Origin of the sequence: Carnobacterium sp. FSL W8-0810, from assembly GCF_038007125.1 — a bacterium.
Taxonomy (GTDB): domain Bacteria; phylum Bacillota; class Bacilli; order Lactobacillales; family Carnobacteriaceae; genus Carnobacterium_B; species Carnobacterium_B inhibens.
The window spans coordinates 1591783-1604141 of the sequence record NZ_JBBOWO010000001.1; the positions used below are offsets into that span (position 1 = coordinate 1591783).

A 12359-nucleotide genomic window follows, 5' to 3' on the forward strand; every position below is an offset into this window, starting at 1 on the left:
GTTTTTTCCCAGCCCCTTTTTACTGTCCAAAAAAGCACAAGACTGGACAAGTTCTGCGGATTTACTCGCTAACTTGTCCAGTACCGCTAATAGTGTAAATTAAGTTCATTTTTTATTCCAAACCAGTCTCAACTTATTAAAATCCCAGTTTTTACTTTATCTTTGGGGTAGCTTGAATAGAGATTAAAGAAGTTCTCTGGGTCTTTTTCAAGCAATGCTTTTAAATCATGTTTATTCAAACTATCTAAAATATGAATGGCTCTGTCAATGAGTCCTGGTTCAGATGTATCACCGGTTTTAGTCATACAAACTTCTTTTCGGACCAACGAAATAGCCAACATGACCGAGCAGTCGTTTTGTGAGCTTTCTGTCTCCATTTGCTTAATATAGAATAAAGCTTGTTCGTATTTTTTATCTATCATCAGCAAATTGGTCACATGCAGTAAAAAACTGATTTTTAAAGTGATCGTTTCTTCAATATTTGGGTATTGAGCTAAATTTGACAAGGCCCGATCTGTTAAGCGAGAGGCAGTTTCACTGTCAAATAAATACAAAATGCTATTCATGATATGCAATTCTGCTAAGTACCAATTATCCAACGTCTCCATGCGTTTCCAGACTTGCTTTGCATAATCCTTCGCTTTTGTTAAGTCGTGTTCATCTAATAAAACAATGTACCCACGACAAGCGTCAAGAATATCCATTGTCAATTGGTCGTAACGCTTCCGTACTAATTCTTCGCCCTTTTCAATAATCTCATCGAGCAATTCACGAGTTGGTTTTTTTTCTAATTGTTTAAATAAATAGAGAATGGTTTCTTTTTGTCCTAATTCACAATCATTTAAGATATAGATAAATTCGTCGTGTGTCATATCCATATGATCCAGTATAGCAAGATACTTGGAAAGAGTAGGTGTGATATCATCATTTTCAAACTTTGTGTAAGTTGAACGAGCCATAGTATCATCCGAAATCTCTTTTTGGGTATACCCCTTATTTTCTCTGATTTTTTTTAAAGTCGAACCAATTGGAACATGTATGTCAGACATTTGACAGCCTCCTAATAATAGCATAGTTATTATGATAACCTTTTGTAATAAACCAGTTTGTAACAGGTATAATAAAGCAGTAAACAAACTCGTTTAACTAAAGATATAAGCGTATAAATAATTAAAAACGGTTAATTTTTATAAAAGAACCGGGAAGTAGGGAAAGAATATTACAAATGAAAATCAGCTAGACAAACTAGCAGTCCATCAACAAGTAAAATATATTTATGTGGTTATAGGAAGAGACGAAACGATTCAACTAGATGTAGAGGAATCGGATGTTCTAGTCAACGCTGATGGCGTCTTGGACTGTCCCATAGATACTGTATTGCGCAAAAATAACTATACGTTTGATGATTTAAATAGTTGGCTAGCTAAAGAAATACAATTTATTATGATTAAAAATGATGTGGAGCAGATTATTCATCGTATTTCTTTAAATATGAATCTCTGAATGATTTCAAGTTATTCTAGCATAAATAAACACAAATAAGATTAAAAATTCATAAAATATGATTGGGAATTTGTAAATATGAACAATTTATGACAAATGAAAAAAGGTTGCTCTTTCTAAAATTAAAAGCGTTATTTGTCTGTTAAAAAACAATGCTGTAATAAATATTTTTTAAGGGTAAGTGAATAATTATGCATAAAATAAGGAGCTCATCATAAGCAGTAAGGAATGTAATTAATTGAAGAATCTGACAAAGAGAGGGCTGTTCTAGTTTTAGGAACGCTCTTTTTTTTTGTAAATGCAAAATTGTTTTTTTAAGGTGATAGAAATTAAAAGAATAGAAGAATGTTGCTCTTTTTTAATCGTTTGTTCTGTCAGCTATTCTTTTTCTCTTTTTGCGATGCTACAGTAGAAAAGGAGCATTAACAGAAATGAGGGAGCAAAGTGGAAACTATAAATCGAATAAAAGACGGCTTGTATTATGCACAACAATTACGCGAGAAAAAACTGTCTTCTAAAGAATTAATTGAAGAATCTTTTCGAATCATTGAAAAAGAAAATCCGTTGTTGAACGCTGTGACACATACGAGAAAAGAAAAAGCGTTGGCTGAAGCAGAGTCACGTAATTTTTCCAATCAAGTGTATGGCGGCGTACCGATTTTATTAAAAGGATTGGGTCAATCGTTAGTAGGGGAGCCCAATACATCTGGATCAAAGTTATTAAAAAACACGGTCGCTCAAACTACAAGTCATTATGTAACGGCATTGCAAAAAGCAGGATTTGTGGTGATTGGTCAAACGAATGTCCCTGAATTTGCTTTTAAAAATATTACGGAGCCCGAACTGTACGGACCAGCCCGCAATCCATGGAATCCTGATCATACTCCAGGCGGTTCGAGCGGTGGTGCTTCAGCAAGTGTGGCTGCTGGAATGGTCCCGATTGCTGGGGCAAGTGATGGCGGGGGATCGATTCGCATCCCAGCGTCTTTCACTGGATTAATTGGTTTGAAACCGACTCGCGGCCGTACAACGATTGGGCCGGGAGTTGGCAGAAGCTGGCAAGGAGCTTCAATCAGTTTTGCTTTAACAAAATCGATGCGTGATACAGCAGCGATGTTAGACGCTTTACAAGTTATTCAACCAGCTGCAGCTTTTCAAACGCCTTTATTTGAAGCCGGGTATTTAAAAATACTTCATAACGCGCAACCGAAAACCTTTCGCATAGCTTTTTCGCTTGAATCTCCGATCCATTCTGCTGTAAGTCAAGAAGCTAAACAAGCCGTGTTAAAAACAGTTAAGTGGCTAGAAGCGAATGGGCATCAAGTAATCGAGAAAACGCCAGAAATTGACGGAATTCAATTGATGGAATCGTATTACATGATGAATTCAGGTGAAACAACAGCGATGATGGAAGGGATTGAAAAAAGTTTGCAGCGGCCATTGACGATTGATGACATGGAATTGGTAACATGGGTACTGTATAATGCCGGGAAATCTATTTCAGCCGCCAGCTATTCTAATACCTTAACGACTTGGGATCAAGCAGCTGAAGTGATGGCAAACTTCAATGAATCCTATGATTTGTACTTGACTCCAGCTACTGCAGAAGCTGCTCCAAAAGTTGGTGTTCAATGGCAAGACGAAGCCACTCTTGACCAGATGCGTCGCATTCACGAATTCTCAACAGGCCAACAACAGCAAATTGTTTGGGACATGTTTGACAAAAGTCTGCCGATTACGCCGTTTGGCATGCAAGCTAATTTAACGGGGCAGCCTTCGATTAGTCTGCCAGTCCATTTAACCAAGACTAGTTTACCATTAGGTGTGCAATTTACCGCTCCTAAAGGCAGAGAAGACTGGTTGTTAATGATTGGGCAAGCATTAGAAGCAGATGGGCAATTTATTTGATGAATGAAACTGAGATGAAAGTCTCAGTTTTTCTTTGTCTATTTGGTGTCAAATGCGTCAAAATGATTGATTAACTTTTTGAATGCGTTAAACTAGCTAAGGGATCAAGAGACTACATAAAGAATGGAAGATACTTAAAAAATGAAAAAAAGGTTCGTGCACATACTTTTAGTATTAGGCTTAATGCTACTGGTGAACTATGGCAACCAAACTGTTTGGGCTGCTCCGTCTGAAGAGATAGAAAGCACTCCAGCAATGGAAACTGAAAAAGAAGAAGCAGGTACAGAAAACACACTTATTGTGAGTGACAAGGTCATAGTTGAACCAAAAAAAGCACGATTTGGAGAACAAGTGACTTTCAGCTTAACTCTTTTGGAAGAACCAGCTTTTGAAACGATTGTATTAAACTATTACTCGAATGAAACAAAAGCTGAAAAAGAAGTAACGTTAACTTATGATAGTGAAACACAGCGTTATACAGGTCAATTAGAAAGTGGCTCAACATCTGTCGGTCAATGGCAGTTGATACAAGCGATCGGGATGAATCAAGAGAGTGAACCACTCATTTTAGAAACGATTCCTTTAATGAATGAGGATCAAGAGCTAAAGCAAAGTGATTTTGAAGTTCTTGCGCACCCTTCTGCCTTACTGGATCTTTCCTCAATCAAATTTGAACCAAAAGACGTTAAAGTTGGTGAGAAGCTCCAGTTTAGTTTAAAGACAAATGAAAATACAGTAGTGACAAATGGGGCTGTCGTTTTTCGCTCAATAGCTTCTATAGATGAAGAAGGCAATCATGCGCAACTCACGCTTCAATTAATGTATAACGAAGAAACGAAAGCTTATGAAGGTGAATCTTCCAGCTTCACCAATGAAATGATAGGTGAGTGGGTGATTGATTCTATTCAAGCCACAGATGGCAAAGGTAATCCGTTCATATTATACAATCAATTTGTAATCGAACACGATAGAGCGAACGTACAAGTCCAAATTGATGAACTGAAAAAACAACTAGCTGAAGCACAAAGTGTAGATGAATTGGATGAGCTTGAACAACAAAAACAAATTAATCAATTAACTGAAAACATCCAGCAGTTGGAAAAGTCAAAGGACAGTAAAGAGAAGTTACTTCAAGCCGATCTTTCACTTGGAGACTTTACAGTGGTAGAACAACCGATAGAAGAAGACACTAGACCCATTGAGGAAGAAGTTCCAGTAAAGAATCAAGAAGAACAAGTAGGAAAAAAAGATTCAGACCTTCCATTGGTAAAACCATTTGCACCCAAGAAGCAAAGAGATGATTTATTAGAAACAAATGTGCTAGATGATGTATTAAAAAAAGAACAGAAGCCAAACGATAATAGTGAAAAAAAGACAGCAGCAAATGAATCAATCCAATCAATGGAATCTTCTCCTAAAGCCGAAGAAAAAAACAGTCAAGAAGAGTCAGAATCGACGATCTTTTCCAATGGAACGTTGCTGATAGTAGTTGCAGCTTTTGTTCTGATCAATGGATTTATCTTTAAATTTTAAACCGAGCTCTTTTGCCTTCAAACTTTCTGAGAAAAGAAAGTTTGAAGGTTTTTTTGTCGTGTTTGTTTCATTGCTGATTTTACACAAACTGGGTAAGCTGTACGTGTACAAGGCCTTGTAACACCATTTGAAGGGTTTGAAATTAATGATTAGAACATTAAGCGAAGACAACGAAAGAGCTTTTTTCGATCAACATGCCGGAATCGTACATGGAGTTTTGAAGAAATTAGGAGTAAGTCGAATGCACTCGGACTACGATGATTTTGTGCAGCAAGGTCTATTAAAGTTGATGGAAGCTTATGAAACGTTTCCACAAGATTTGGAACAAGCAGAATTTTTGTATCAATTTACCGGATTTGCTTATAAAAAAGTACAGTGGCATATGCTCGATTTGTTAAGAAAACAGCAGCGAAAGTGGGCAAATGAAATGTCTTGGCCAGAAGATCTAGAAAAAAATCAACCGGATATGCATACGCCTTTTGAACAAGCTTACCAAGAAATGGATCTATTGAAAGAAATGCTGCCGTTATTAACCAAAAATGAACAAGCTTATTTATTAGACGCGGTCGTCTATCGTTTATCGGTTACAGAGATCGCAAAAAAACAAGGTGTTAGCCGCAAAACGGTCTACCAATGGAAGAAAAGAGTGGCGGAAAAGCTGTCCCACTTTTTACTTATTTTAAAAGACTGAAAAAAACGCTTAGACCAAATTTTTGGTCTAAGCGTTTTTGTTTAATCTTTAGGAAAGGATGGATTGTTTGTTAGGGTACCTCTAAAATGATCTCTAACTTCATCAAGGTAAGGATTTTCTTCTCCCAGAACTTTAACGAGAATATCTTGTGCCTTGTAATTGGATAAAAAGACCATAACTTTATCTAATGAAAAAAAGACGGAAGCAAAAGTAGGGTTCTTCAGGCGTCTCTGGACAACATTTAGTTCTTGTGAAAAGTAAGGCGCAAGGGTATGACCGTAATTGCTGAGCAGTTCATCGACTACTGCATGCAGAAGATGCGAAAGGACAGCTGAACGCTCTACTTGATCATAAAAACTATGAGCTGAAACGATAAGCTGCAATTCATGATGATTTCTAAAAGTTACTTGCATACAATTTTCTTTTTTATTTTCAACAGCTGTGAGAACGTGGTGCAGTCCATACCAACTGGTTGAGACATTGGCGGCTCCTTTTTCAGGCACAAATATTTCGTCACCAGAAACAAACGGACAGCGGTGATGAAAGCCTAAACTTTTTCCAATATGCTGAATATAGGTGTAATCTAAGGGCTTTTGACTGAAGTATCGGTTCATGATGGTGCGTGATTCTTCTTTTGTTTTTAAAGGAGGCTCATCTAGTTGGAAAACGATAGTATTAAACGGCGTTTCTTGAACGTCTCGAATATCTTTTATGTAAAATGATTTTGAATTTAATAAGATATGTGTTTGCTCAAAAGCAATGGCGAGTGAAGATGAAAGACTATGATCTGTAATGGATAATGGATTGATTGTATTTCGATACCAAGTCGTTTTGTAAGAGTACTGTGATTCACAAACTTCGTCTAAATAATAAGCAGGTTTCTTTGAGGGTATGGTATCATTAAGTTGAAAATAACCGTTTCGCCACTTGCTGTAATACGTTAGATATTGATTGCGTTCAAAATCTTCTTTCATTCTTCTGTCCCCATTCCATTAAGCTATTTGTTAAAAAACTAACATACTGATATTGTAATCGTTTTCATATCGTGCAGCACTTAGATTCTCATCTTTATAATTAAATTATTATCGTTTTTTAATTCCTTTCCTTTAATTCCTGTTTAAAAATGAAAACGATTTAAAATGAACAAGAAAGATATTTTTACAAATTTTTCTATGTACCGTATACTCAATCAAACTAGGTTGATGCAAAAGTAAAATTTGGTTGCTACATAACTATAGATACAAGGAGGCTTTATTTATGCAAAAAATTGTTTCTCATTTTTGGTATGACAAAGAGGCTGGAGAAGCAGCAGAACTCTACACGTCTTTATTCGAACAGTCTTCGATTGATAGTAAGACAAAAATTTACGATACTCCTTCAGGAACTGCGGAAACAGTAACGATGACAATTGCTGGCCAATCCTTTATGTCTATATCAGCTGGACCATTTTTTAAATTTACACCGTTGATATCCCTTCAAGTAATGTGCAGCACGCTAGCAGAAGTCAATCGGTTATGGCAACAATTGTCAAAGGGCGGCAACGTTCTTATGCCACTGGAAGCCTATCCTTTTAGTGAAAAATATGGCTGGACAGAAGATAAATATGGTCTTTCATGGCAAATTATTTATTTGCCCGATCAACCCATAGCGCAAAAAATCACTCCTTCCATATTGTTTACAGACGAACAATATGGAAAAGCTAAAGCAGCCATGGAATTTTATACCTCTGTATTTCCTAATGCTGCGATTGATGGATTTGACTACTATGCTGAGGATGATCCGCAAGGGCAAGGCGGAAAAGTCCAATATGGCTTATTTAATCTTGAAGGACAAAATTTCGTCGCAATGGATAGCGGAATAACACATGACTATAAATTTAACGAATCCGTTTCGTTTATTGTAAACTGCGAGACTCAAGAAGAAATTGATTACTATTGGGACAAACTATCTTATGTACCTGAGGCGGAGCAATGTGGATGGTTAAAGGATAAATTTGGTGTATCGTGGCAAATTGTCCCAGCTAATATGAATGAGTTGATGAGCACAAAAGATACGGAGCAACTGAATCGTGTAACACAGGCTTTTCTTAAAATGAAAAAATTTGATATCGCTGAATTAAAAAGAGCGTCCGAAGAGTAATAAATCATCCTAATTTAAAACATGAGATTAGATAGTGGTTAAAAAGGAGTTGGAACTAATGAGAAAAATCATTATGAATTTAGCAATGAGCCTAGATGGTTTTATCGCTAATGAAGATGGCAGCTTCGATTGGATAAAAGGATATGAGGACAGTTCATTAAACACAGATAATCCTTATAATTATGAAATGCTTTTAGAGGATATTGACATTGTAGTAATGGGAAAAAGATGCTATGAGCAAGATATGCATTTGGAATTTGCAGATAAAACGGTTTATATAGCAACCCATTCGAGTATTTCTGATTACGACAACCTCAAGTTTTGCAGCAGTGAAATCGTTGAAGTAATAAAAGAAGAACAGCAAAAGCTAGGAAAAGATATTATGTTATTTGGCGGTGGTCAACTGATCAATGCATTTTTAAAAGTGGATTGTATTGATGAATATATTATTGGGGTGATACCAGTGATTTTAGGAAAAGGCAGGCCTTTATTTTATGGCGGCCACCCTCCAATTGAACTTAAATTAGAAGAGTATATGATAGATAATGGAATTGTTATTTTAAAGTATGTGAACAGGTGAAGTTAATAGATATGAAAAGACATTCAAAAGAGTAATTGAATGTCTTTTTGCTGCCGTTCATGTTAAAAGTCGAATGACTGACTTATTTAATCGGTTTAGAAAATAGAACCTTCCAATAATGGGTAAATTAGGTATAATAATGGGAATAGATTAAAAAACAAAATTCTTTTATGTAAAACGCTTGCATAATTTTTATTGAGGTGCTATTATTTGTATGTAATCGGTTCCACATTAGTTCAGAAGGGTGAGTGAAAACATGACAACGATAAAAGAAGTAGCCAAATTGGCCGGCGTATCGGTAGCGACTGTTTCAAGAGCATTGAATAATAGTGGCTATGTCAGTGAAGAAGCTCGAAAAAAAGTAGAATCAGCTGTAAAAGAGCTGAACTTTTATCCTAATGAAGTGGCACGGTCGTTGTACCAAAAGAAATCAAAATTAATAGGCTTATTGTTACCGGATATTGCTAACCCATTTTTTCCTTTGATTGCTAAAGGGGTAGAAGATGGCGTTAATCAACGAGGTTATAGCTTATTGTTAGGCAATGTCGAAGATGACCTTGAAAAAGAAAAAGATTACTTAAAGATCTTCGCACAAAACAATATAGCGGGAGTTATTTCAGCCGTTCAAGGTGATATAAAAGATCTCCAAAATATGCCTTTTGTGTTATTAGACAGAGTAGAAAGTGATCAAAATTTTTCAGTTCATTCAGATGATTATACAGGCGGAATGATGGCTGCAGAAGCAATTGTTTCCAGAGATCCCAAAGAAATCGTCATTATGGTTGGGCCAAAAGAAGTACCGAGTTCAGCTGCTCGTTTAGCTGGAAATCAAAAAGTTTTAAAAGACCATCAATTGGACTATCAGATATTTCAAACGTCTAGTTTCAAGTTTGAATTAGCCGAACAGACTGCTGAACAATTTTTTGACACATACCCAAACGTTGATAGCGTCATTGCTTCTAATGATGTTTATGCTATAGCTGTGATGAAAGAAGCTTTAAAGAGAGGCCGTCGTATTCCCGAAGATGTTCAAATCATTGGGTATGATGATATGCCTTTTAGCAGAATGATGTATCCGGGATTGGCTACTATTGCTCAACCGGCTTATGAAATTGGGTATAGAGGTGCAAAGCTTTTATGTGATATTCTTGAAAAAGGATTTGTTGAAGTGAGTCGTATCCAATTACCTGTAACATTAAAAATTAGAGAATCAGTAAGAAAGAAGGATGAAGATGAGTAAAATTACCGTAATCGGAAGCATCTCTACAGATTTTGTAGTGACAGCTGATAAAAGACCAGAAGTTGGGGAAACCATCACCGGAAAGGAATTTAATACGACCTTTGGCGGTAAAGGAGCTAACCAAGCAGTTGCAAGTGCTCGTTTAGGTGGAGACGTTTATATGGCGGGAACCGTTGGAACAGATATTTTTGCAACCGAACTATTGGCAAATCTTTCAACAAATAATATTCATGTAGACTATGTGGAACCCGTTACACATGTTCCATCTGGATCAGCTCATATCACGATCGTTGATGGAGATAACAGCATCGTGTACATTCCTGGAGCGAATAATGCCATCGGTACCAAAAGAATTGAAGGGCTAAGCGAACTGATTAAAACAAGCACGATCGTTGTCGTTCAAAATGAATTGCCGCAAGAAGTGGTAGACCAAATTATTGAAATGTGCTACGAATTTAGCGTAAAGGTAATCTATAATCCAGCTCCTGCTAGAAAAGTTAACCAAAGTGTATTAGAAAAAGCAACGTATCTAACACCTAATGAAAGTGAATTTAAATTGCTTTTCCCAGAACTAACGATTTCTGAAGGACTAGCAAAATATCCGAATCAGTTGATCATAACGATGGGATCTAAGGGTGTCTATTATCATGATGGTACGAGTGAAAAACAGATTTCTTCTTATACCGTTACACCAGTCGACACAACAGGTGCCGGAGACACATTTAACGGCGCATTTGCAGTGGCGCTTACAGCAGGGCTGGATTTGGAATCCAGTATTCGATTCGGAAATTTAGCGGCATCATTATCCATCCAAAAATTTGGTGCTCAAGGTGGAATGCCTTCACTAATAGAAATGAAAGAGAGTGAACATTATGAAAAAACATGGCATATTGAATAGTGAGATTGCAAAAGTATTAACAGACTTAGGTCACACGGATAAAATCGCGATTGGAGATGCGGGTTTACCTGTACCGGATGGCGTGAAAAAAATTGATTTAGCATTGACGTTGTCTGAACCTGCTTTTATCTCTGTCTTACAAGTTGTCTTAAGTGATATGAAAGTAGAAGCGGTCGTATTAGCGGAAGAGATCAAAGAACAAAATGCCGGCCAACTTGCAGCAGTAAAAGCAGAGTTAACGGAAAATGAACGTATTTCTTACGTTAGCCATGAAGAGTTTAAAGAACAATTAAAAGATGTAAAAGCAGTTATTCGCACAGGTGAGGCAACACCTTATTCCAATATAATCTTGCAATCGGGTGTTTTATTTTAGGAGGTGTGTCAGATGGAAGTGAAAATGACAGGCATAAAAAAAAGTTTTGGCAACAATTCAGTTCTAAGAGGAGTGTACTTCGATATTCAAGCTGGCGAAGTTCATGCACTGATGGGAGAAAATGGGGCCGGTAAATCTACACTAATGAATATTTTGACTGGACTGCATAAAGCAGATGCTGGTGAAATTAGAATCAATGGAGAAAACAAACGCTTTGAGAATCCTAAAGAAGCAGAAGAACATGGAGTAAGTTTTATTCACCAAGAAATGAATACTTGGCCAGAAATGACGGTATTGGAGAATTTATTTATTGGGAAAGAGCTTAAAAATAAAATGGGATGGATCAAAACCAAAGAAATGAGAGCGCTTGCTGACGCGACGTTCGAAGAGTTGGGGGTCCATATTGATTTAGATACAGATGTCAAAACACTCTCAGTTGGTCAACAGCAAATGATCGAAATTGCCAAATCATTGATGACCAATGCGCAAGTCATCATTATGGATGAACCAACAGCTGCGTTAACTGAAAGAGAGATCGATGTGTTGTTCGGTATTATAGCGACATTGAAAAAGAAGAAAGTAGCCATTATTTATATCTCTCACCGAATGGAAGAGATTTTTAAAATTAGTGACCGTATCACCGTTATGCGCGATGGAGTATCGATTGACACGTCCATGACTAAAAAAACTACCAATGATGAAGTGGTACGCAAAATGGTTGGTCGTGATTTGGAAGATTATTACCCATCCAAGCATTCTAAAATTGGAGAAGTTGTATTTGAAACAAAAGGTTTGTCGCAAGAAAATCGATTTGAAAATATTTCCTTTACTGTGAAATCAGGCGAAATCGTTGGTTTTTCAGGTTTAATGGGTGCTGGAAGAACAGAAATCATGCGTAGCCTGTTTGGAATCGATGAACTAGAACAAGGTGAAATTTATCTTGAAGGTGAAAAAATAACTATTAAGAATCCAAGTATGGCTATTCAACAAGGCATCGGTTTCTTAACAGAAAACCGAAAAGAAGAAGGGTTGATTTTAGATTATTCAATTCGTGACAACATCAGCTTACCTTCGATCGACGGATTTAGTAAAAAAGGTTTGATCGATACAAAAGCAGAAGCAGATTTTGCACAACTGTTAATGGAACGTTTGCACGTTAAAGCAGAAGACCAATTTGACAGTGTCTCTAGTTTGTCAGGCGGAAATCAACAAAAAGTGGTATTAGCAAAATGGATCGGTATCGGATCAAAAGTCTTGATCTTGGATGAACCAACTCGAGGTGTGGACGTCGGAGCGAAACGTGAAATTTATCAATTGATGAATGAATTAGCTGATAGAGGCGTAGCCATCATCATGGTTTCAAGTGATTTACCTGAAATTCTTGGGGTAAGTGATCGAATCATTGTGGTTCATGAAGGACATATCGCAGGAGAATTAAGCAAAACAGAAGCAACCGAAGAAAAAATAATGAAACTCGCAACGGGAGGGTACTAA

The 12359-nt window shown here is 36.9% G+C and carries 12 protein-coding genes; 10 read left to right on the top strand and 2 right to left on the bottom strand.

Annotation, left to right across the window (positions count from 1 at the left end):
- Positions 1–128 precede the first annotated feature (128 nt).
- Positions 129–1049 (bottom strand): helix-turn-helix domain-containing protein, encoded by a 921-nt coding sequence (locus NST49_RS07660; protein WP_341047887.1) that lies wholly within the window; start codon positions 1047–1049, stop codon positions 129–131.
- 229 nt (positions 1050–1278) lie between these two features.
- Here NST49_RS07660 and NST49_RS07665 point away from each other — a divergent pair, with 229 nt between their 5' ends.
- The 4 genes from NST49_RS07665 to NST49_RS07680 all read left to right on the top strand — a co-directional run bounded on the left by NST49_RS07665 (position 1279) and on the right by NST49_RS07680 (position 5635).
- A complete protein-coding gene (locus NST49_RS07665; protein WP_023178320.1) occupies positions 1279–1503 on the top strand; it encodes a hypothetical protein in 225 nt (74 codons plus the stop codon).
- Positions 1504–1965: 462 nt separating this feature from the next.
- On the top strand, positions 1966–3411 hold the full coding sequence (locus NST49_RS07670; RefSeq protein WP_445662730.1) for an amidase: 1446 nt from the start codon (positions 1966–1968) through the stop codon (positions 3409–3411).
- A gap of 141 nt (positions 3412–3552) precedes the next feature.
- Positions 3553–4944: a hypothetical protein gene (locus NST49_RS07675; RefSeq protein WP_341047892.1), complete on the top strand. Its 1392-nt coding sequence runs from the start codon at positions 3553–3555 to the stop codon at positions 4942–4944.
- Positions 4945–5089: 145 nt separating this feature from the next.
- Positions 5090–5635: a sigma-70 family RNA polymerase sigma factor gene (locus tag NST49_RS07680; RefSeq protein ID WP_341047893.1), complete on the top strand. Its 546-nt coding sequence runs from the start codon at positions 5090–5092 to the stop codon at positions 5633–5635.
- Between the two features lie 41 nt (positions 5636–5676).
- Here the strand turns inward: NST49_RS07680 and NST49_RS07685 are convergent, their stop codons facing one another.
- Positions 5677–6609, bottom strand: a complete 933-nt coding sequence (locus tag NST49_RS07685; RefSeq protein ID WP_341047895.1) for a competence protein ComK — start codon at positions 6607–6609, stop codon at positions 5677–5679.
- Between the two features lie 283 nt (positions 6610–6892).
- On the opposite strand from NST49_RS07685, the gene NST49_RS07690 reads away from it, so the two are divergent.
- The 6 genes from NST49_RS07690 to NST49_RS07715 all read left to right on the top strand — a co-directional run bounded on the left by NST49_RS07690 (position 6893) and on the right by NST49_RS07715 (position 12359).
- On the top strand, positions 6893–7774 hold the full coding sequence (locus NST49_RS07690) for a VOC family protein (RefSeq protein WP_341047896.1): 882 nt from the start codon (positions 6893–6895) through the stop codon (positions 7772–7774).
- Positions 7775–7832: 58 nt separating this feature from the next.
- On the top strand, positions 7833–8354 hold the full coding sequence (locus NST49_RS07695; protein ID WP_341047898.1) for a dihydrofolate reductase family protein: 522 nt from the start codon (positions 7833–7835) through the stop codon (positions 8352–8354).
- Positions 8355–8610: 256 nt separating this feature from the next.
- On the top strand, positions 8611–9594 hold the full coding sequence (locus tag NST49_RS07700) for a LacI family DNA-binding transcriptional regulator (RefSeq protein WP_341047902.1): 984 nt from the start codon (positions 8611–8613) through the stop codon (positions 9592–9594).
- The gene (rbsK, locus tag NST49_RS07705) at positions 9587–10492 is read left to right on the top strand and encodes a ribokinase (RefSeq protein ID WP_341047904.1); all 906 of its coding nucleotides are present in this window, start codon (positions 9587–9589) and stop codon (positions 10490–10492) included. The genes NST49_RS07700 and rbsK overlap by 8 nt, the downstream gene beginning before the upstream one ends.
- A complete protein-coding gene (gene rbsD, locus NST49_RS07710; protein WP_023178303.1) occupies positions 10467–10865 on the top strand; it encodes a D-ribose pyranase in 399 nt (132 codons plus the stop codon). Before rbsK ends, rbsD begins: the two co-directional genes overlap by 26 nt.
- Before the next feature lie 12 nt (positions 10866–10877).
- Positions 10878–12359, top strand: coding sequence for a sugar ABC transporter ATP-binding protein (locus NST49_RS07715; RefSeq protein ID WP_341047906.1), 1482 nt, complete (start codon positions 10878–10880; stop codon positions 12357–12359).

Coding starts and splice junctions, on each gene's coding strand:
- NST49_RS07660 (WP_341047887.1), bottom strand. CDS start 1,049: ATGTCTGACATACATGTTCCAATTGGTTCGACTTTAAAAAAAATCAGA.
- NST49_RS07675 (WP_341047892.1), top strand. CDS start 3,553: ATGAAAAAAAGGTTCGTGCACATACTTTTAGTATTAGGCTTAATGCTA.
- NST49_RS07680 (WP_341047893.1), top strand. CDS start 5,090: ATGATTAGAACATTAAGCGAAGACAACGAAAGAGCTTTTTTCGATCAA.
- NST49_RS07685 (WP_341047895.1), bottom strand. CDS start 6,609: ATGAAAGAAGATTTTGAACGCAATCAATATCTAACGTATTACAGCAAG.
- NST49_RS07690 (WP_341047896.1), top strand. CDS start 6,893: ATGCAAAAAATTGTTTCTCATTTTTGGTATGACAAAGAGGCTGGAGAA.
- NST49_RS07695 (WP_341047898.1), top strand. CDS start 7,833: ATGAGAAAAATCATTATGAATTTAGCAATGAGCCTAGATGGTTTTATC.
- NST49_RS07700 (WP_341047902.1), top strand. CDS start 8,611: ATGACAACGATAAAAGAAGTAGCCAAATTGGCCGGCGTATCGGTAGCG.
- rbsK (WP_341047904.1), top strand. CDS start 9,587: ATGAGTAAAATTACCGTAATCGGAAGCATCTCTACAGATTTTGTAGTG.
- rbsD (WP_023178303.1), top strand. CDS start 10,467: ATGAAAAAACATGGCATATTGAATAGTGAGATTGCAAAAGTATTAACA.
- NST49_RS07715 (WP_341047906.1), top strand. CDS start 10,878: ATGGAAGTGAAAATGACAGGCATAAAAAAAAGTTTTGGCAACAATTCA.